Genomic DNA, 20,423 nt, shown 5'->3' on the forward strand with positions numbered 1-20,423 from the left:
TGCCGACAGCTCCGCCTTACGTAAAATATTCGATTTTCGCTTTCGGAAAATAGGTTTCGATATAAGATTCGAGTGTTTCCCTTAAGGCATGTTCTTCGTCTTTTTGGTATATATATTTGCCGATTCCGTAGCGTCCCCATTTGTACCTGCGCTTTTCTTCATCAAGCTCAAGCTTTGTTTTCGGATAGTTCTTCTCAATCACCCGTTTGGCCGGTTTTGTAAAACGATGCTGGATCAGTTCAAATGTGATGTCATGCCGAACGTCTTCATCAAGCGCCGCATCCAGTTTCTCAAACAGCTCCTTATAGCCTTCCTCCCAGCCATCATGAATATAAATAGGCGCCACGATGAAACCGAGCGGATAGCCCGCTTTAGCGACTTTGACGGCGGCTTCGATCCGTTTGTCGAGCGGAGAAGTTCCCGGTTCAAAGTTTTTTATGACATAATCCGCATTGATGCTGAATCTGAACCTAGTCTTTCCGTTATGTTTCGCATCAAGCAAATGATCGACGTGGTGAAATTTAGTCACGAATCTGAGCTGCCCCAATTCGCTTTGTCCGAAATGTTCAATGGCTCTTTTTAATGTATGTGTCAGATGATCGATTCCGACGATATCAGACGTACAAGAGGCTTCAAATCTTGTAAATTCCGGCGCTCGTTCTTTCATATACTCATCAGCCTGATCCAGAATCTCTTCTACATTGACATATGTCCGGATGTAAGGCTTTGACCCCATCGTCGTCTGCAGGTAGCAATAGTGGCAATGCCCCATACAGCCTGTCGCAAATGGAATGGCATATTCGGCGGACGGCTTTGAAGAATCGAATTTCAGTGTTTTCCGGACGCCGATTACCAATGTTGATTTCGCGTTCCGGTATTGCTGCAAGTGATTTTTCCCCGGAATATTCCGGACTTGATTATGCGATGTTGTTTCTCTGATCTCAAGCCCCATATTTTCAAACTTATTCTTCAGCTCTTGTCCTAACGGGTATTCGAGCGCTCTCGGTTCTATATAAACAAGCTGGGGCACAAACGGCTTCAGCATGAACTGACACTCCCTTTTTTCATATTCTCATGTTGTTACTTTCCGTTTAAAAGAGAGTGAATATGCGTTGTAAACATTTCCTTTGATCAATGATATCGGTCTTCTTCAAAAAGCTCGCTGTAAAGCGCTTCCGCTTCCTCATATGTTGAAAAGACCGCGTCATCTTCGGCCAGCGGATGATAGGTTTCGTATAAAAACAGAGACAGTTCTCCCTCATGATACGGGTGATGGACGATCTCCGCCTCTTTAATATGGGCAACATTGGCGGCATGCGGATTGCGGTAAATCACATAGACCGTATCCCCCGCTGCAAATGATTTTGTCATAATAATCCCTCCTGTTGAACGTTATTGTTCCCCCCTTTTTTCCGAATATGAAAAAAACCAGACGGCTTATACCGTCTGGCTGTTGTATTACTTATTGAATGTTTCTTTAACGAATGCGACAACCTCTTCTGTCGTGCTCATAGACAAGATTGTTTCTTTGAATGATTCAGCTTCTTTTTTAGAAAGCTTGCTGATCTGCGTTCTTGCCGGAAGGATGGATGTAGCGCTCATTGAGAACTCATCTAAGCCTAAGCCGAGAAGAATCGGAATCGCAATTTCGTCTCCCGCCATTTCTCCGCACATTCCGACCCATTTGCCCTCTTTGTGAGCGGCTTCAATAACAAGGGTGATCAGACGGAGAATCGCCGGGTTGTATGGCTGATACAGATAAGCTACGCGCTCGTTCATGCGGTCAGCAGCCATCGTGTATTGGATCAAGTCATTTGTTCCGATACTGAAGAAGTCAACTTCTGTAGCAAACTGATCTGCGATAACGGCTGTAGACGGAATCTCTACCATCATACCGACTTCAATATCGTCAGAAACCGCTACGCCGGCTTCGACGAGTTTTTCTTTTTCTTCGAGAAGAATCGCTTTCGCCTGTTTAAACTCGTTTACTGTCGCAATCATCGGGAACATGATTTTTAAGTTTCCGTATGTACTTGCACGAAGCAGCGCACGAAGCTGAGTTCTGAAGATTTCTTGCTCTTCAAGGCAAAGGCGGATGGCTCTGTAGCCTAAGAACGGGTTCATTTCTTTAGGGAGCTGCAGGTAAGGAAGCTCTTTGTCGCCGCCGATATCCAATGTCCGCACGACAACTGATTTTCCTTCCATACGCTCAAGAACCGTTTTATAAGCGTCAAACTGCTCGTCTTCCGTCGGAAGCTGGTCGCGTCCCATGTAAAGGAATTCCGTACGGTAAAGCCCTACAGCTTCTCCTCCGTTTTCAAGAACGCCTTTTACATCGTCAGGTGTGCCGATGTTTGCGGCAAGCTCTACATGATGGCCGTCTTTTGAAACAGTCGGTTCATTGACGAGCTTCGCCCACTCAGCTTTTTGCGCCAGGTAAGCACTGTGCTTTTCTTCATATTTCTTTAACGTTTCACTGGAAGGATCGATGATCACATCACCATCGATGCCGTCTACGATTACCGTAACACCGTTTTCAATTGTCCCTGTAGCCACTTTTGTGCCGACAACAGCCGGAATTTCAAGCGAACGGGCCATAATCGCGGAGTGTGAAGTGCGTCCGCCGATATCAGTTGTAAAACCTTTTACAAACTGGCGGTTTAATTGCGCCGTATCAGACGGTGTCAAATCTTCAGCCACGATAACAACCTCTTCTGAGATCATGCTCGGGTTCGGAATTTCCACGCCCAGCAGGTGCCCCGTCACACGTTTTGTTACGTCACGGATATCCGCCGCACGCTCTTTCATGTATTCGTTATCCATTGATTCAAACATAGTAACGAACATGGAAGCTGTTTCTTTCAAAGCGAATTCAGCATTGACTGAATCTGTGCTGATTTTCTCCTTTACCGGGTTCAGCAGCTCAGGATCACTCAGAACTAAAAGGTGCGCGGAGAAAATGTCAGCTTTGTCTTGTCCCAGTTCTTTTAAAGCATGCTCTTTAATTTTTTCAAGCTCTTCTTTAGAACGTACAATCGCTTCATCAAAACGGCTTACTTCAGCCGCAGCATCAGCAATGTTTTTCTTTTCAACCGTTAAGTCCGGCTCTTCAAGCCGGTATGCTTTCGCAATCGCAATTCCGGCTGAAGCGCCTATTCCTTTTAATTCTTGCATTACTCGCCGAGTCCTTCGCTTTTCATTGTTTCTTCTAAAGCGTTAAGAGCATCGTTTTCGTCAGCGCCTGAAGCGGAAATTGTGATTTCAGCGCCTTTAGCGATACCTAGAGACATAACGCCCATGATTGACTTAAGGTTTACTGTTTTGCCGTTATATTCTAAGTTTACGTCAGCATCGTATTTGCTTGCAGTCTGTACAAGAACTGTCGCAGGACGAGCGTGGATTCCGGAATCTGCTGTTACTTTAAATGTTTTTTGTGCCATGATTATCATTCTCCTTTAAATTAAAGCTATTTTACTACACAATATTATATCATACAGCCGTACTTGTCATCTGACAAGCACGGCGTATTTATATGCTTATTTTCCGATTTTCACAATATCTTTTTGTTCCCGTTTTACGGTACCTTCGGCCGAAAGGGAAATCGCTTCACCCTCGGCAAGATTTGTAAAGACAATCGGTGTCATTAATGAAGGAACATGAGGTTTAACCGCTTCAAGATCAACTTCAAGCAGCTTTTGCCCCGGTTCAACCCGGTCACCCTCAGAAACAAAAGAAGTGAATCCTTCGCCTTTCAGGCTGACTGTGTCGATTCCGAAATGAATCAGGATCTCTCTTCCGCCGTCAGACTGAAGACCGATCGCATGTTTTGTCGGGAAAACATTCAGCACTTTTCCGCGGACAGGCGATACGACGATTCCTTCTTCAGGAAGAATCGCAAAACCGTCACCCATCATTTTTCCTGAGAACACCTGGTCAGGCACATCGGTAATCGGATGGATTTCGCCGGTGATCGGAGAAGCGAACACTTCTTCACCCTGCTCGTTTCGGAGCGGATCTGCGATAACCTCCTCAACCTGCTGGCTGACTTCTTCTTGTGCGGATACTTTCGGTTCAGGGCGCGGCGTGCGTCCGGCGATAATATCCTGCATCTGTGTTTTTAAACCGTCAGAACGCGGGCCGAAAATGGCCTGAATGTTGTTTCCGACTTCAAGAACGCCTGAGGCGCCAAGCTGTTTCAAACGAGTCTTATCCACTTTCTTCTGGTCGTTGACCGTAACGCGGAGTCTCGTGATACAAGCGTCAAGGTGCTTAATGTTTTCCTGGTCACCCATTGCCTGCAGGATTTCATAAGGAAGGTCGCCGGCTTCGCCTGAGGCGCCCGCACCTTCATCCGCAGCCTCTTCTTCACGGCCCGGCGTTTTCAGATTGAACTTTCTGATCGCAAACCGGAAACCGAAGTAGTAAATAACGGCTAATCCTAGGCCGACCGGAATGACAAGCCACCAAGCCGTCCGGTTAGGCAGAATTCCGAACAGGAAGTAGTCAATCAGACCGCCTGAGAACGTCATACCGATTTTTACATGCAGCAGCTGCATAACCATAAAGGAAAGTCCCGCGAATACGCAGTGAATCGCAAACAGGATAGGAGCCACAAATAAGAATGAGAATTCAAGCGGCTCGGTAATTCCCGTTAAGAAACTTGTCAGAGCGGCAGAACCCATGATTCCGGCTACAAGTTTTTTCTTTTCAGGCTTCGCTTCATGATAGATTGCAAGCGCTGCCGCCGGAAGACCGAACATCATAAACGGATATTTCCCCGTCATAAATGTTCCCGCCGTCAGCTGTACGCCGTCTTTGATCTGAGCCATGAAAATCCGCTGATCTCCGCGGATGATGTCTCCGGCCGCATCTTTATAGCTGAAAAATTCATACCAGAACGGCGAGTAGAAAATGTGATGAAGACCGAACGGAATCAATGACCGCTCAATCATCCCGAAAATAAAGGCCGCCAAGGTTGGATTCGCTTCCACAAGACCCGTGGAGAAGGAATTCAGACCGTGCTGGATCGGAGGCCAGATCACTAACATAATAAGTCCGAGAATTAATGCGGAAATTGATGTGATAATCGGGACGAACCGCTTACCCGCAAAGAATCCGAGGTACTGCGGAAGTTCAATTTTATAAAACTTGTTGAACAATAACGCGGCCAGGACCCCGACGATAATACCGCCGAACACGCCAGTCGCCAAAGTGGGTATCCCCAGCATGTTAATATAGGCCGGATGGTTTTCCGCAAAAAACTTTGCCCGTTCAATTTTGTCAGACGGAATACTGCCGTTCGCCATAAGCACGGCGCTCATGGATACGTTCATGACCAGGTATCCGATAATGGCCGCAATTCCGGCAACACCGTCTCCGTTGGCAAGACCGATCGCAACCCCTACTGCAAAAAGAAGCGGCAGGTTGTCAAATACGATTTGACCGGCGCTTTCCATGACGTTCGCCACAAGCTGAACGTTATCATTGCTTAAGAAATGCATGACTTGAATCATATCTTTGTTCTGCATGGCATTCCCTAACGCAAGCAAGATCCCCGCAGCCGGTAAAATCGCAACCGGAAGCATAAGAGCACGGCCGATTTTCTGGAGAACGCCGAATAATGCTTTAAACATAAAAGATGTACCTCCTCTGTTAGCTAGTGTGACCTTACAGCGAAAATTCATGACAACGAATTCACTGGCGCAAGTCTTCAGTTTAACCGTTTACATTTGCCCTTTTACACAACAAAAAAGGCATGAGTAAAAAGGGTGTGCAAAATAACGGGATCGTTCTTCCCGTTTTTTACCCTCAATCACTCATGCCTGATCGAATCAGTGACACGTTTTTAAGGTTTCAACTGAAATTATGAAATTTTATTGGTTAATCGGTACAAATGAAGCGTGAGATAAACCGCTTCCGCCTCATGAACTGGTTTTTTCAGTATTTGCTGCAAGATTTTTATCAGTTTCCAAGCAGTATTGTAGCATAGCGGGTATTCATTTTTCAATAATAACATTAACTTTTCTGGTTCTTTTGTCTGCTCTTCCCGATTAATCCTGTCTATGGTAAATCTGATATGCCGGATCAGCCGCAAATAGTGGACGCTTTCTTTATTCACTTTCATCTGGAAAGAGTCCTCAATCACCTGAACGAGGCGGGACATCAGCTGCGAATGCTGATTGACCTCTGAAAGGGGCCGATTCGTCAGGGCGGAATGGATATGCAGAGCGATAAAGCCGATCTCTCCTTCAGGAAGGCAGATTCCCGTCTTTTCATTAATCATGCCGACGACTTCACGGGCAATTTGGAATTCTTCCGGATAAAGCGTTTCGGTTTCCATGAGAAACGGGTTTTTAATGTCAAACCCCTGCTGCAGCCGCTTTACCGCAAAGGCGATATGGTCAGTCAGCGCAATATGGATATGCTCATTTAACGGTTGGCTTGTCCGCTTCTTGATATGATAAATGACGTCATTGGAGATGTCGACAAGTGTCTCGTCCACATAACCGAGGAGCTTTTTAAATTGTTTTTGTTCTTTTTCATCCTTTAAGATGAACATCTTGTCATACCCTTTATCTTCAATGACATCCGCTTGTTTTTTTCCAAAGCCGATCCCTTTTCCGATTAAGACGACCTCACTGTATCTATCATGTGTTGCGATGAGCACATTGTTATTTAATACCTTTTCAACTGTAAAGGACCCCTTCATGATCCTCAGCTCCTTTGTCATTCAATACCTCATATCGTACAAAACGAACGGAAAGCGCGTCAATTCTTTTTTTAGACGGTTGATCGTTCAATAAGGCGGTAATCAAGAACTTTCCTTCCCGGAGGCCCGCCGCTGATCCGGTTCTCAAGCATGTGAAAAGCCTGCTTTCCCATTTCTTTCGTTTGTATATCTATTGTGGAAATACCTAACATCTTGCTGATATCATGATTGTCGATGCTCAAAATCGCAAGCTCTTCCGGGATGCGCGTCCCGTTTGCCTTGGCTTCAAGGTAAAGACCTGCGGATACTTGATCATTCGCCGCAAACAGCGCAGTCGGTTTGTCATCCCAGCTCTTCCATCTATGAAAAAGGGCTTTCCCGTCAAGCAGCGTCAGCACCTTTTCCACAACCAGCTCTTCCCTGTAAGGCTGCCCGATCTTCTTCAGCGCCTCTTTGTATGCGGCGATTCGGACTTGACTGTTTTTTCCCTTTTTTCTGGCCAGGCAGATCGCTATTTTCCGGTGTCCCTTTTCTATCAGATAATCCAGACCGTGCCGAAATGCTTCCCGATGCGGATTACTGATGGAGGAAAGCCCTGCCGCATCAGTGTACTGGCAGAGGATGAGCGGTTCTTTCACGGCAAGCAGATGCTCATCAGGAATTGCTTTGGAGCAGATAATCAGGCCGTCCACTTGGCGCTCCTGTAATTGTGATAAGGCAAAACGTTCTTTTTGCTGCTCATAATCTGTCTGGTATAAACAAAGATGCACGCCTGACGCTTCGGCAGCCTCGGCAATACCCGCAACAAGGTCTGCAAAATACGGAAGGTTCACCGACGGAAGCACAACGCCGATCATATCGGAAAAACCTTTGGATAAATGCACAGCATGAATGTTGCGCGTGTATCCGAGCGATTGCATCGCTTTTTTCACTCTTTCTCTTTTGTCCTTACTTACATAAGGGTGATCGTTTAAAACTCTTGATACCGTTGTAACGGAAACCCCGGCAGCGCCGGCAATGTCTCTGATCGTAGCCATGGCGTCCCCCCTTTCTTTTTTTCCCTTGATCTGGAATGCGTTTCATACAGTAAGCTAGAAACAGATACATCCTATTCGTTTGAAAGGAGAAGAACAGCGATGGGGATTCTTTGCTTAATCGGTTTGTGTCTGGCCATCCTCGGCGGCAGTTACCTTGCCCTGCGGCCCCTGAATGAAAAGCATGACATCAAACCATTTCAGCATTTTGATGATTTTTTCATTTAAAAGGTGATAAAAAAGGACGCTGCGTTCCAGAACCGTCCTTTTTTATCACAAAGCTTTCTATTTCAGAATCGTTAATTCTTTCGGATACTGCGTTAATGCTTCGGCGCCGTCTTTTGTGACAAACACATCGTCTTCTATGCGCACGCCGCCGACATCCGGCACGTAAATCCCCGGTTCTATCGTGTACACCATGCCTTCTTTGAGGAGTGTGTCGTTCGCGCTGCTCATTGATGGATATTCGTGAACCGAAATCCCGAGTCCGTGGCCGAGGCGGTGCGGGAAATAGTCTCCGTATCCGGCTTTTTCAATAATGCCGCGGGCTTTTAAATCAAGATCGCCGATTCTGACGCCGGGTTTGCTTAATTGAAGCGCCGTCTGTTCAGCTTTAAGCACCGTTTCGTAAATCTCTTCCTGTTTCGGGCTGATTGATTGGTATGCGAATGTTCTCGTAATGTCTGAACAGTAGCCGTCAAGAATAACGCCCAGATCAAACAGAACAAAATCCCCTTTTTTCAACCGGTCTGCACCCGGATTCCCATGGGGCTGGCCTGATTTTTCCCCGAACAGCACCATCGTTGAAAATGACATGCCCTGCACACCTTTTTTCTTCAGCTCAAACTCAATCTGCGCGAGTACTTCGGTTTCACTCACACCCTCTTTAAGCGCCGCGACACCGACTTCAACTCCGTAATCCGCGAGTTTTGCCGCTTCCCTGAGAATGCTGATTTCCTTCTCATCTTTCACGAGACGGAATTGGTTGAGCGTTTCTTCTGCCGAAACAAATGCCGCGCCCCCTGAAGCTTGTTTGAGCTGTTCTGAGCGGGAAAGAGAGATCGAATCCTTTTCAACCGCGATGGAATCAAGCGGCACATTTCGTTTTGTGAGCTCGGCTTTGATCAGCTCCCACGGATCTTCGTGATCGCCGTAGCCGATAATACCATGCTCCCATCCGGCGCTGCGGGCTTGTCCGGCTTCCATTCCCGGACAAACGAAAAACGGCTCCTGTTCCTGAAACAGGAACAATCCCATTAACCGCTCATGCGGATCCGTGTAAAAATCAGTTAAATAAAATACGTTTTCCTTTGTATGTATAAACGCCGCATCATGTCCTTCTTTTTTCAGCCAAGATGAAACACGTTCTAATCTGTTCATTTTTTGCTTTTCCTCCTTACCAAAGTGACTCTTTATTCATTCTATCAGTTTTCCGGCGTTTATGCTGTGAACGAACATTTAAAAAACAGCCGCCCGTGATGTGCGGCTGTCATGTTTATTTTAATAATCTCAGTCCGTTCAGTATAACCAGAATCGTGCTCCCCTCATGGCCGATTACGCCAAACGGCAGTTCCATCACCTGCAGAAAGTTAGCGCAGATCAAAAGGCAGATGACCGAGAGCGAGAAAACAATATTCTGCTTAATAATCCGGTTCATTTTCCTTGAGAGTCTGCACATTTTCACAAGCTTGTGAAGATCATTTTTCATAAGGACTAAGTCAGCCGTTTCTAGAGCCACGTCCGTGCCCCCGCCCATCGCAATACCGACGTCAGCGGTTTTCAGAGCAGGCGCGTCATTAATGCCGTCTCCGACCATGGCGATTGTGCCGTACGTTTCTTTCAGCTTCTTCACTTCTTTTGCCTTTTGGTTCGGCAGACAATCGGCAACAACCGTCGTCATGCCCGCCTCTTTCGCGATGGCAGCCGCAGTTTCAGACTGATCACCGGTGAGCATGGCTGTTTGAATGCCCAGTGATTCAAGCTCAGCCATCACGGCTTTGGCTTCAGGGCGGATTTGATCCTTTAAGGCGAAGCAGCCTGCAATCCGGTCATCTTTTTTAACAAAGACCAGTGTAAAGCCTTTATCCTTTAATTCTTTTCCCGATGTCTGCAAAAAAGCATCTGCCGCATGTTCACCTGCAAATCCCGCTTTTCCGACCATCCATTTGACGCCTTCTATTTCAGCCTGAACACCGAATCCGGACGTCTCGTCAATCGATAGATGGCCTGCGGGCGCGGCGCCCCGGCTTTCGGCAAATTCAGCTATCGCTTTTGCAAGCGGGTGGCTTGATTGCTTTTCTATCGCATACACCGCCTGCATGATCTCATCTTCACTCACATTTTCCGCTGCTTGAAATGCCGCGACTGCCGGCTGTCCCTTTGTGACCGTGCCGGTTTTGTCAAATGCAATCATCCGTACGCTTCCCAGCTGCTCTAAAAACACACTTCCTTTAACCAATAATCCGTTGCGGGCCCCATTTGAGATAAGGGAAAGCGCAGCGGGCATAATAGAAGCAACAAGCGCGCACGGGGAGGCGACCACCATAAACACCATCGCCCGGTAAAAGGTTTCACTCCAGCTCCAGCCTAAAGCGAAATGAGGAACGAATAAAAGCACAGCCACGGCTAACAGCACGCCTTTGACATAGACACTTTCGAATCGCTCAATAAATGCCTGAGCCGGTGACACGCTGTTTTGGGCTGATTCCACCAGCCGGATGATTTTTCTGAATAAAGACTGTTCATTTGTTTTCGTCACACGGACCGTTAAGGAGCCGTTTCCGTTTACCGTTCCTGTAAACACAGAATCTCCTGCTGTTTTTTCCGCCGGCATCGCTTCACCCGTCAGCGCCGATTCATCGAGGCTCGTCACGCCAGACTCAATAATCCCGTCTGCCGCTACGCGTTCGCCCGGCTTAATGACGATCATGTCACCGATCTTAAGTTCAGCAGCCGGCACCCGCTTTTCCCGTCCGTCCGCAAGCAGGGTCGCTTCCTCCGGTTCCAGTTTCATCAAGGATGTTAAATCACGGCTGCTTTTATTCATCGTATATGTTTCGAGCGCGCCGCTTAACGAAAAAATAAAGATAAGAACTGCGCCTTCCGCCCAATAACCGATCAGGGCGGAGCCGACAGCCGCAAATATCATCAGCAGTTCCACATTTAACGCCTTCGTCTCAATGGTATCCTCAATTCCCTCTTTTGCTTTTGCAAATCCCCCGATCAGGAAGGCAAGGATATACAAAGTGACGGACAGGCCTTTTGTTTCGGTAAAAAACCAGGCCGCAAGAATAAGGACGCCGGATACGAGCGCCGCAATGAGTTCTGCATGCTGGAGCCACCTTTTTCCGGCCCGCTCTTCTTGTATCTGCTGTTGTGAATGGGTTTGTGTCATCACTTGTTCATTCATTATGAATTCTCCTCTCTAATTGAGAACGCAAATCATCTTCAATTCCCCGATAAAAGTAAAACAGCCGCCTGACAGGCAGCATTTTCACAGTGTTATCGCAGTGTTTTCTTTATTATAGCATGCCGGCGGAAGATTTCAATTATAATTGTTTTAATTTCTTTTTGATAATAATTATCATTAGCGTTTCTTCAGCTGTTCATTATATGCAAAAAAGGTGCGGGAGGAATTCCTCCCGCACCTTTTTATTTCTCTGACCATTCTTTTAATTGTGAGGCGGTCATCGGACCGACGATCTTTTTTTCGATTTTTCCTTTTTCATTCAGCAGAAATGACGTGGGAATCGTCATGACATCGTATTCCTTCATAAGCTCGCCTTTCGTGTCAAGAACAATCGGGAATGTGAGATGGTGCTGAGTGACAAAGTTTTGGACGGTATTTTTATTTCGCTCGGCATTCATCAAATTTACCGTTACAAGGCTTACATCATCAGACTGATGCTGTTCAAAATAGGTTTGGAATTGCGGCAGTTCTTTTTTGCACGGCGGACACCACGATGTCCAAAAATGTAAAATCGTTTTCTGCCCTTTATTCGGAATCGATATTTCGTCCCCTTCAATCGTCTTCATCAGAAACACGGCGGGAACTGCCTGTTTTTCTGAGGAGGCTTTTGCTTCAGGCATCCAGACGGCGGCAGCTATCAAAAGGACTGCACATACAATTAGGCGGTTTTTATGCATATGATCTTCCTTTCACGCGTTTCGGATAGCTTGCCCTTCCTTATTGAAATGTATCAGCCTTTTCAGCTTTCGATCCGGGGCGCTGTTCTTCCGCCGCCCGTCAAAAACACGGAGACACCGAGGTCTTTGCAGATCGTCGCGTAATGTAAACTTGTCAGAAGAATCATGCCGGTATTCATACCGAGTATAATGCCGAGCATTTGCAATTCCGGCATAGAACCGAGCACATACATCATCGAAAGCCCTACAATGCTGCTCCATACGTTATGATAAAACGCCGTTTTCACGTGGCCGATGCCGATCAGACAGGCCTGAAGCGGCATCACAAACAGATGAAAAAGAAAAAACGGCCACAAAAGCTGCAAATAATACTGCGCTTCCGGAGACTGAAAAAACAAATGGGTCAGCGGGCCCGCGAACTGAAACATGACCCAGACCGCCGGAATGCCGTAGCCGAATGTAATAAAAATCGCTTGTCTCAGCCGTTTCAGCACAATATCATATTGGGACAGCGCATACGCTTCTGAAATACTGGGAATCATGACGACCATCAGCGAATGGGCGATAAATGCGGGAAACGAACCGATTGTCATCGCTACACCGGCAAGCATTCCGTATTGATCAATCGCGGCGGTCCCGGCTGCCCCGGACGCCAGCAGCGCTCCTTTAACCAAGAAGGGTTCAATTGCGTTTGTCACCGCATGAAATATACGAAGTCCCGTTGTCGGGATGGATACGGCCAGGAGGCGTTTCCGTACGTCTTTCCCGCGAAGATGAATGTGCTGATGGCCGGAAAGCGCCCTCCGCGCCAAAATAAACTGCGTATACAAGTAAACGAACACCACAACATCGCTTGCGACCAGCACAAATAACGAAATAAGCACGGCCATATCAATTTCAAAAGAGTACCATTGAAAAAAGATAAACAGACAAAGCACTTGAATGATTTTTTTCAAGACATTCGCAACCGCGATTTTCCCCATTTGCTGCACACCCATAAAATAACCTCTGGCGATGGATGTAAAAGCGACGACTGGAATCAGCCCGATGACAATCCCTTTAATAAACGGGTGATACGTATCGAATACAGGAATGAACGGCAGCGCGATGCTTGCGGCCGCGGTGGAAAACGCGGTAAAAACGGCGGTCATTCTGAAGGCATGCCGAAGCATGCTTTCATGCAGCTTCTGATTGGATTCCGCGATGAATTTTGAAATAGAGATCGGAAGCTCCAGACTGGCGATCACGATAATTAAAAAAATGGTGGGCAGAATGCTCATGTAAAGCCCCATCCCATGCTCGCCAAGCTCCCGCGCCAGTATCATATTCACGACAAATTCCAGACATTCCGCGAAAAAGGCGGCGATGGATAAAAGAATGATCCCTTTCACAAATCGATTCATGGTGTCTCTCCTTGTCTCACGTTCTTCCATCATCATATGAGACAAGTTCTGAAAATATTTTCGATTTCTCAAAATTGAAAAAAGCATAGCGGGGATATTTTTGATCCCGCTATGCTTACATCGCAAATACGTGTCTGCCGATCCGTTCGATAATTTTTCGGGAACGGATCCAGTGGTCAGATGCCGTTTTCGGATTGTAGAAAAACAACGCGTTCGTTTCTCTGCCCGGATGGTCTAGCGCCTCATTTGCGGCGGCGATGGAATCCTTATCCGGCTTTTGATTAATGCTTCCGTTTGCTACCGGTTCAAATGCATTCCTTTGATAGATCACGCCCCGAATGGTATCCGGGAAACCGTTTTTTTCAGTACGGTTCAGCACTACGCTGGCTACCGCAACCTTCCCTTTATAAGATTCACCTTTCGCTTCTGCGTGAACGAGACGTGACAAGAGCTGTCTGTCAGCGCGGGAATACGTTTTTTTCGGCGGCTGATAAGCCGTCTCGTCCGGTTTTGCTTTCTTCTCTTGGTGAGATGACAGCTTTATCGGTTGGATAGAGTGCTTATGATCCGTTTCTGAGAGCTTCGGAACCGGGCTTTTTTTATTTAAATCAGCAACCAGTGTGCTGGGTTCTTGCTTTGGCTTCTTCGCAAAAGTAAACAGAGCTTCTGTATGTTCAATTTTTGATGCAGGCATAAAACATAGAAAAAAGACAGCCAAGGCAGCAAATTTTGTCGTCATACGATTTCCTCCTTAAATACTTCACTACCTTAACAAGAGCTGTACGCAAATTCACGGTTAAAGATTTTCCAATGCTCCCAATCAGCTTTTATGATGGAAGAAGTTTGTTAACAGCCTTGTTATTGGCAGGAAAACAGCCGTCATTTTCACAACATTAACCAAATAGCAGTAAAAGTATCCATCGGAGGGATTTTACATTTTGTTTACATCTGTTACAGCCAGATGAAATAAGCAGCGAAAACAAAAAAAGACTCCTCAAGTGCGAGGAGCCGTCAGCTTCTTGGCTGTTCTAAATACTGGAAGATAACATCTCCGCCCTGCTGGGCAATACCGCGGAAATGCTTAAAATCTTCCTGCTTCGACAAAACTGCTCGAAATGCAAGAAAATGTTCTTTCTGCACCCTGAATTCTTTGATTTCACCGATGCGCATTTGGTTGATACGTTCTGAAATTTCCTCAGGCAGCAACGAATACAGCCTCCTTTTCTCGGCTTTTTCCCGAAAAACAATATACCATCTTTCCCCCGCCGGGACAATGATTGAGCGGGCTGATACCCATATCGCTTTACTTCTTAAAGAAAATACTGCAAAATATTTTCAAACAGGATTTATGATAAAGGAGAGGAAGCTCGTGAAAATTGCTAAGGTTGGAAACGTCATTGAATTTAAAAACGGATTAACCGGTATTGTTGAAAAAGTAAATGAAAACTCCGTCATCGTTGATGTAACCATCATGGATAATTATCGTGACCTTGAATTAGATTCCCTCACTGTCGTCAACCATAAGAATTATAAAATCATCAGAGACTCCTATTAACCCCCCCCCCCCGAACAATCCGAACCATTTACATATCCCGCACAAAAGCTGCCGCCCGGCAGCTTTTTCAAATGAATTCAGATCTCGGTCATTTCCACAAAAAAATCACCGGTCTCATCTTTATTGTAAAGATTTGTGACGGATGTATAGTAGTTGGTTATTTTACCGCGGAATTCAAGCCCGCGCTCGGGCGCCTTGATGTCAAATGTTTTTTCATACAAAAGGACGGCAATATCATGATACGTTTCAGAGGTCACCTTCAATACGAATGAAATCATACGGCCGTTTTCACCCGCACTTTCTTTACAATCATACATTTTCAGCCTTACACCGTTTAACTCTAACGGCTCCATAACGAACACTCCTTCTTTTTACAGGACATGCTACCATGCTGACCATTCCTTTACAATTGATCCGCTCCGAATAAGAAAAAACAGCGCAGGTCTTTACAAACATACGTTCCCTATTTTATAATAAAACAGACGAGCTGCCATCCAGCACCCGTCACGTAATGAAGCGGCGAGTACACTCCCCCCGGGTTTACTCGTCTTTTTCTTTTCTCCAAATGATCTCTCTTTTCCTTATAGAAGTTCTGTGCGAATATCATGCACCTTTTTGGCTGCGTGGCAGAGACGAAAAAACCCCCGCTTAAAAGGCGGGGGTATTTAGGTTATAGTCCGAGTCCGTACTCCGTCTGAAATTAACGATTATCAATCGTCTCCGGATACATATCATGATTCATCATCCGATGTTCGGCCATTTTTTCGTATTTTGTTCCCGGTCTGCCGTAGTTTGTATACGGGTCAATCGAGATTCCGCCTCTTGGCGTGAATTTGCCCCATACTTCAATGTAGCGGGGGTCCATTAATTCGATCAAGTCATTCATGATGATGTTCATGCAGTCCTCGTGGAAATCTCCGTGGTTGCGGAAGCTGAAAAGATACAGCTTCAGCGATTTGCTTTCCACCATTTTTTCGTCCGGAATATAGCTGATGTAGATGGTTGCAAAATCCGGCTGTCCCGTTTTCGGGCAAAGCGACGTAAATTCCGGGCAGTTGAATTTAACGAAATAATCACGGTTCACGTGTTTATTCGGAAATGATTCCAAAACCTCCGGCGCATATTCAAATAAATAGTTTGTCCCTTGATTCCCCAGGAGCGTAACTCCTTCTAATTCTGATTCTTTTCTTGTCATATAAATCTCCCTTTCTATTAAACTCCCCGTTTATTGCCCCAAAGCAATGTATGCAGCTGAGGCAGGACTCTGACGAGATTCAGATCCGAATCGGCTGAAACCTTATCAACGAGTGTTTCGTATTTTCCGAGCAGATGTGCGATCAATGCCCGGTCGTCCGTCGTATGGACGTTATCGTTTCCGACCTGAAGATAAAACGGGATATTCGGATACCGCTTGTGCACGGTTTTCGCGAATTGCAGATCTTCATCATTAAAAATGACGACCTTTAAGCTGACCGCGTTAAGCCTTTCTGCCGCATCAAGCGAAGACATAATGTGATCGAGCTTTGCAAAATCGGTTGTCATCCCCGAACTTGGCGGCTTCGGTGAAATCGTCAGGTCGTTAATCATTGTGAACCAATCCTGATAGACTGTTCCCTGCGTTTCTAAAGCGGCGCGCACCCCGTGCTCTTTCAGCAGCAGAATCAGCGCGTCAAGCTGCTTTAACAGCGCCGGGTTTCCTCCTGAGATGGTGACATGAGAAAAAGCGTCTCCGCCGATTTCTCTCAGCTCGCGGTAAATGTCTTCCGCCGTCATCCAGCGGATATCTTTTTTGGCTGAGCCGTCCCATGTAAAAGCGGAGTCGCACCAGCTGCAGGAGTAGTCACAGCCCGCCGTGCGGACGAACATGGTTTTCTGGCCGATAACCATGCCCTCCCCTTGTATCGTCGGTCCGAAAATTTCTAATACCGGAATTCCTTTAGCCATTCCTATCACCTTTTTTCGGGCGGTATACGCAATAGCTTGTCGGGGTTTCCCTGACAAAAACCTGCACGCAGACCGGCTGATTCTCCAGTGTTTCGAGGTAGGACTGCACCTTATCGTAAATCGTTTTGGCTACGACCTCGGTCGTCGGCAGTGAATATCTGTCATCATCAGAAAATTCCTCATGGTCATTCAGCAATGTATGGTCATAAGCGCCGTGCACCAATTTCTTCAGCATGCTGAAATTCACGAGAAAGCCTGAATCGTCCAGTTCATCCCCCGCAACTGTAATATTTACTGTATACGTGTGCCCGTGGACTCTGCTGCACGCTCCGGCGCTTTCGCGGGGAATAAAGTGCGCGGCTGAAATGTGCATATCCTTATTCAACTCAAACGAATAAGGATGCTGAACCTGCGGGTAAATTTGAGAAAGCAATTAGTTCCGCTCTCCTTTCATTTTCATATATTCATCATATCCTTTATTGCGGAGCAGGCATGCCGGGCATTCGCCGCATCCGTCCGCAATGATGCCGTTATAGCAAGTCAGTGTGTTATTCTTTACAAAATCAAGCGCGCCGAGCTCATCCGCAAGTTTCCACGTTTCTGCTTTGTTCAGCCACATAAGGGGCGTATGAATGACGAACGGCTTTTCCATCGCCAAGTTGACGGTGACGTTGCAGGATTTGACAAACTCGTCACGGCAGTCCGGGTAGCCGCTGAAATCAGTCTCGCAAACACCGGTAATAATGTGGCGCGCGCCGATTTGATATGCAAGAATCGATGCAAAGGATAAAAATACAAGGTTGCGTCCCGGTACAAAGGTTGTCGGCAATTCCCCGTCCTTCGCTTCAATTTCGATATCATCTCTTGTCAGCGCATTCGGCGCAAGCTGATTTAAAAGAGACATATCAAGCAAGTGGTTTTTGACACCGAGCTTTTCGGCAATCGATTTTGCCACATCGATTTCTTCTTGGTGACGCTGATTATAATGGAATGTAACGGTTTCCACTTCTTCAAAGTTTTGCAAAGCCCATAATAAACAAGTCGTGCTGTCTTGGCCTCCGCTGAACACCACAACTGCTTTTTCTTTTTTCATGTCTTTCTCTCCCTTATCTATCATTCCATAAAAAAAGCGCCTTTTTCGGAGAAGGCGCCCTAAAAAACATAAAAAAACCGTATCCAAGGATACAGCTCGTCCTTAGTTTTTTATAGAGGGTGTAGCTAGAACCTCTCCCGCATCAATACGGATTTTCTTCTTTTTTCACTTTTGCTATCATACCATAATGTTGTTTCCCGTGACAATAAAAAAACAAGCCTGAACCCTGTGTCAGGCTGCAAAAGCGGGTTTAAGCCCCGCGTTTCTTCCCCGGAAATGCCATCAGCACAATCCCGATCAGAACAAATAAAGCAGGCCAGAAAACAGAAACCGGAATGATCGGCTGATACGTCATCATAAAGCAAAGTGCTGTCAAGGTCAGCACCGCAACCGGAATGAGCAGCGCCTTCTGTTTCCCGCCGAACAGCCACAGCTCAAATAAACCGAATGCCGTTGCCAACAGGTAAACAGGCCATGTCACATCAGAGTAGGACCAATTGGTTGCCGTTTCAAAGACAAACAAGATCCCCGTAATCAATAAGATGCCGCCCGGTACGAGAAGCCCCGCGTTTTTGACAGGTTTCGGGCCGAAAATCGGAATGTGAAAAGCGGCGCCCAGCAACAGAATGAGAGCGGGCCAGCCGCGTTCGCTGATGACTTCATTTGCATTGGTGAATATGCCGAAAATGCCCGCGGCGCACAGAACCGCCGCAGCAGTCAAAAGCCCTCTTTGCCTTCTGCCGAACAGCCAGGCTTCAAACAGCCCGAATGCAACGGCAAAGAGGTAAACAGGCGATGTCATCGTTGCGTATGTCCAATCCGTCAGCGTTTCAAACCATAACAAGCCGCCCGTCACAAGCAAAATGCCGCCCGGAATAAGAAGGCCCGATCTTTTTTTCGGCTGCATAAAGGCAGCGGCGTGAAACAAAAGCGCGGCTGCGATGATCAAAAGCGGCCACAGCCCCGGCATCAGCATACCGGCAAAGCATAGTGCTCCCGCGGCTGTCAGGATGAAAGCAGGAATCAAGACACCTAACTTCCTCCCGCCGAAATACCACAGTTCAAACAGACCGAGAGCAGGCGCCCATATATAAACAGGCCACGTCATGCCTGAATACGTCCATCCCGTTGCGGTCTCAAAACAAAACAGGCAGCCCAGCACAAGAAACATACCGCCGGGAACGAGCAGTCCCGCCTGTTCAGGCGTTTTTTTCGCAAAAATAAATCCGGCGTGAAACCCTGCGGACATTATAATGAAAAGAAACGGCCACGCCGAACCTGCGGATATATGTATAACTCCCGCCTTCTGTAAAAAAAACGTAATGCCGATACAAATAAAAATAAATCCCAATAATACACGTCGATCCTTCATCTCTTACTCCTCCCCATCATTTCCCAATTCATTATACAGAAATGGCAGGAAAAAAGAAGGGGAATCCCCAAAAAATACAGACATTTTCCTTATATCCTTATTTTTCTTTCGGGGTTTTTTTGCAAATCAATGCGCCGATGAAAGCGAGGCTCACATACCCAAACACCGGATAAACGGTGGAAATCAGCTGTCCGTAACCGATTTGGCTGATAATGAAAGCAAACGCCAAAATGCCGCCGTAAATATATGTACTTTTTATATGAAGAAAACTGTTTAATTGTTTTTCCAATCCGTATAAATTGCCGATAACCGACGTAAACACTTCCCCGAAAATAATAAACAAATAAATGATATGAAGCGAACGCGAATACGAATAGACGACTTGAGCCATCGGAATGTCAAACTCCAGCACATCCGGCAGCACCGATAATGATAAAAAGCTCGCGGCAAGCACCAGTGTCAACAGAACGCCGCCTATATAAGCTCCCCTTCTGATCACCTTCTCTGAAGACATTTCGTTCGCAAGCGGCACAAGGACGGCTTGGGCGAGCGATAAATTTAACGCGCCGTAAGAGACGGCGGACAAAAGCCAGTTCCACTTGTCAGGCCATACCCATTCGTCCGCGTTTCTCGTGCTTGTAAATACAAATGAATCAGCTGTCACGATAAAAGAGAAAGAAATTAAAAGCGGCACAACCAATATATTGACGCCGAACACACCTTTAACACCGCTTGTCATGACGGCAAAGCTCAGTACGATCGTCAGAAGGATCCCCGCTTGTGCGGGCCAGCCAAGCTGTTCATGAAACAGCGCTCCGGCTCCGGACAGCATGACAGAGGTCACTCCCAGCAATATAAACATCATAAACATGTTCACGGCGCGGCCGATGGACTGGCCGAATAAATATGTGTTCAATTCCTGATAAGATGCTGCATGAATCCGTTTGGAAATAATCATGATTTTGGCACCTAAATATGTAAACATCAAACCGCTTACCACGATACCGAACAGACCGATCCAGCCAAACTTCAGAAAAAACTCAACGATTTCCCGCCCCGTGGCAAAACCGGCTCCTACAACCGTGCCTACGTATACAAATGCAAGCTGACTTGCAGAACCTTTTGTTTGTCCCATTTCACCCTCCGGCTAAACGCAGATTTGTCCAG

22 protein-coding genes and 1 riboswitch are annotated in these 20,423 nt (G+C 46.5%); of the genes, 2 read left to right on the plus strand and 20 right to left on the minus strand.

Features of this window, described 5'->3' with window-relative positions; all coding sequences use genetic code 11:
• Nucleotides 1-16: 16 nt before the first annotated feature.
• The 7 genes from splB to C5I45_RS12630 form a co-directional block, all read right to left on the minus strand.
• Entirely contained in the window at nucleotides 17-1,045 is a 1,029-nt protein-coding gene (gene splB / locus C5I45_RS12600) for a spore photoproduct lyase (RefSeq protein WP_003154644.1), read from the minus strand.
• 86 nt (nucleotides 1,046-1,131) lie between these two features.
• Nucleotides 1,132-1,371: a splAB operon transcriptional regulator SplA gene (locus C5I45_RS12605; protein ID WP_003154646.1), complete on the minus strand. Its 240-nt coding sequence runs from the start codon at nucleotides 1,369-1,371 to the stop codon at nucleotides 1,132-1,134.
• An 87-nt stretch (nucleotides 1,372-1,458) separates the two neighbouring features.
• Nucleotides 1,459-3,174 carry a phosphoenolpyruvate--protein phosphotransferase gene (gene ptsP / locus C5I45_RS12610; RefSeq protein WP_003154648.1) on the minus strand — a complete coding sequence of 572 codons (1,716 nt, stop codon included), beginning with the start codon at nucleotides 3,172-3,174 and terminating at the stop codon, nucleotides 1,459-1,461.
• Nucleotides 3,174-3,440 carry a phosphocarrier protein HPr gene (locus C5I45_RS12615; RefSeq protein ID WP_003154654.1) on the minus strand — a complete coding sequence of 89 codons (267 nt, stop codon included), beginning with the start codon at nucleotides 3,438-3,440 and terminating at the stop codon, nucleotides 3,174-3,176. The genes ptsP and C5I45_RS12615 overlap by 1 nt, the downstream gene beginning before the upstream one ends.
• Before the next feature lie 96 nt (nucleotides 3,441-3,536).
• The gene (gene ptsG, locus C5I45_RS12620) at nucleotides 3,537-5,633 is read right to left on the minus strand and encodes a glucose-specific PTS transporter subunit IIBC (protein WP_003154656.1); all 2,097 of its coding nucleotides are present in this window, start codon (nucleotides 5,631-5,633) and stop codon (nucleotides 3,537-3,539) included.
• Between the two features lie 230 nt (nucleotides 5,634-5,863).
• The gene (gene glcT / locus C5I45_RS12625; protein ID WP_095836060.1) at nucleotides 5,864-6,730 is read right to left on the minus strand and encodes a glucose PTS transporter transcription antiterminator GlcT; all 867 of its coding nucleotides are present in this window, start codon (nucleotides 6,728-6,730) and stop codon (nucleotides 5,864-5,866) included.
• 50 nt (nucleotides 6,731-6,780) lie between these two features.
• A complete protein-coding gene (locus C5I45_RS12630; RefSeq protein ID WP_003154658.1) occupies nucleotides 6,781-7,746 on the minus strand; it encodes a LacI family DNA-binding transcriptional regulator in 966 nt (321 codons plus the stop codon).
• Between the two features lie 99 nt (nucleotides 7,747-7,845).
• Here C5I45_RS12630 and C5I45_RS20125 point away from each other — a divergent pair, with 99 nt between their 5' ends.
• Nucleotides 7,846-7,971, plus strand: coding sequence for a hypothetical protein (locus C5I45_RS20125; RefSeq protein WP_003154659.1), 126 nt, complete (start codon nucleotides 7,846-7,848; stop codon nucleotides 7,969-7,971).
• 57 nt (nucleotides 7,972-8,028) lie between these two features.
• Here the strand turns inward: C5I45_RS20125 and C5I45_RS12635 are convergent, their stop codons facing one another.
• The 6 genes from C5I45_RS12635 to C5I45_RS12660 form a co-directional block, all read right to left on the minus strand.
• On the minus strand, nucleotides 8,029-9,123 hold the full coding sequence (locus tag C5I45_RS12635) for a M24 family metallopeptidase (RefSeq protein ID WP_003154660.1): 1,095 nt from the start codon (nucleotides 9,121-9,123) through the stop codon (nucleotides 8,029-8,031).
• A gap of 115 nt (nucleotides 9,124-9,238) precedes the next feature.
• Nucleotides 9,239-11,152: a heavy metal translocating P-type ATPase gene (locus C5I45_RS12640; RefSeq protein WP_003154661.1), complete on the minus strand. Its 1,914-nt coding sequence runs from the start codon at nucleotides 11,150-11,152 to the stop codon at nucleotides 9,239-9,241.
• 242 nt (nucleotides 11,153-11,394) lie between these two features.
• A complete protein-coding gene (gene stoA / locus C5I45_RS12645) occupies nucleotides 11,395-11,889 on the minus strand; it encodes an endospore biogenesis thiol-disulfide oxidoreductase StoA (protein ID WP_060657354.1) in 495 nt (164 codons plus the stop codon).
• A gap of 62 nt (nucleotides 11,890-11,951) precedes the next feature.
• Complete coding sequence (locus tag C5I45_RS12650; RefSeq protein WP_003154663.1) at nucleotides 11,952-13,292, minus strand: polysaccharide biosynthesis protein; 1,341 nt, start codon at nucleotides 13,290-13,292, stop codon at nucleotides 11,952-11,954.
• A 115-nt stretch (nucleotides 13,293-13,407) separates the two neighbouring features.
• Nucleotides 13,408-14,031, minus strand: a complete 624-nt coding sequence (locus tag C5I45_RS12655; RefSeq protein WP_003154665.1) for a cell wall hydrolase — start codon at nucleotides 14,029-14,031, stop codon at nucleotides 13,408-13,410.
• Nucleotides 14,032-14,303: 272 nt separating this feature from the next.
• Nucleotides 14,304-14,498 (minus strand): hypothetical protein, encoded by a 195-nt coding sequence (locus C5I45_RS12660; protein ID WP_003154667.1) that lies wholly within the window; start codon nucleotides 14,496-14,498, stop codon nucleotides 14,304-14,306.
• A gap of 163 nt (nucleotides 14,499-14,661) precedes the next feature.
• On the opposite strand from C5I45_RS12660, the gene C5I45_RS12665 reads away from it, so the two are divergent.
• On the plus strand, nucleotides 14,662-14,847 hold the full coding sequence (locus tag C5I45_RS12665) for a YkvS family protein (protein WP_003154669.1): 186 nt from the start codon (nucleotides 14,662-14,664) through the stop codon (nucleotides 14,845-14,847).
• 77 nt (nucleotides 14,848-14,924) lie between these two features.
• On the opposite strand, the gene C5I45_RS12670 is transcribed toward C5I45_RS12665, so the two are convergent.
• From C5I45_RS12670 to C5I45_RS12700, 7 genes are all read right to left on the minus strand, one after another.
• A complete protein-coding gene (locus C5I45_RS12670; RefSeq protein ID WP_003154671.1) occupies nucleotides 14,925-15,200 on the minus strand; it encodes a DUF3219 family protein in 276 nt (91 codons plus the stop codon).
• Nucleotides 15,201-15,547: 347 nt separating this feature from the next.
• The gene (gene queF, locus C5I45_RS12675) at nucleotides 15,548-16,042 is read right to left on the minus strand and encodes a preQ(1) synthase (protein WP_003154673.1); all 495 of its coding nucleotides are present in this window, start codon (nucleotides 16,040-16,042) and stop codon (nucleotides 15,548-15,550) included.
• Between the two features lie 17 nt (nucleotides 16,043-16,059).
• A complete protein-coding gene (gene queE, locus C5I45_RS12680) occupies nucleotides 16,060-16,791 on the minus strand; it encodes a 7-carboxy-7-deazaguanine synthase QueE (RefSeq protein ID WP_014304903.1) in 732 nt (243 codons plus the stop codon).
• On the minus strand, nucleotides 16,784-17,224 hold the full coding sequence (gene queD, locus C5I45_RS12685; RefSeq protein ID WP_015388312.1) for a 6-carboxytetrahydropterin synthase QueD: 441 nt from the start codon (nucleotides 17,222-17,224) through the stop codon (nucleotides 16,784-16,786). Before queD ends, queE begins: the two co-directional genes overlap by 8 nt.
• On the minus strand, nucleotides 17,225-17,884 hold the full coding sequence (gene queC / locus C5I45_RS12690; protein ID WP_003154679.1) for a 7-cyano-7-deazaguanine synthase QueC: 660 nt from the start codon (nucleotides 17,882-17,884) through the stop codon (nucleotides 17,225-17,227).
• Between the two features lie 96 nt (nucleotides 17,885-17,980).
• Nucleotides 17,981-18,025, minus strand: a riboswitch (PreQ1 riboswitch).
• A 109-nt stretch (nucleotides 18,026-18,134) separates the two neighbouring features.
• Nucleotides 18,135-19,256, minus strand: coding sequence for a hypothetical protein (locus tag C5I45_RS12695; protein ID WP_107994418.1), 1,122 nt, complete (start codon nucleotides 19,254-19,256; stop codon nucleotides 18,135-18,137).
• A gap of 97 nt (nucleotides 19,257-19,353) precedes the next feature.
• Nucleotides 19,354-20,391 (minus strand): YkvI family membrane protein, encoded by a 1,038-nt coding sequence (locus tag C5I45_RS12700; RefSeq protein ID WP_046559544.1) that lies wholly within the window; start codon nucleotides 20,389-20,391, stop codon nucleotides 19,354-19,356.
• Nucleotides 20,392-20,423: the final 32 nt, after the last annotated feature.

This window comes from Bacillus sp. ZY-1-1 (assembly GCF_003047165.1).
Classification (GTDB): Bacteria; Bacillota; Bacilli; order Bacillales; family Bacillaceae; genus Bacillus; species Bacillus velezensis.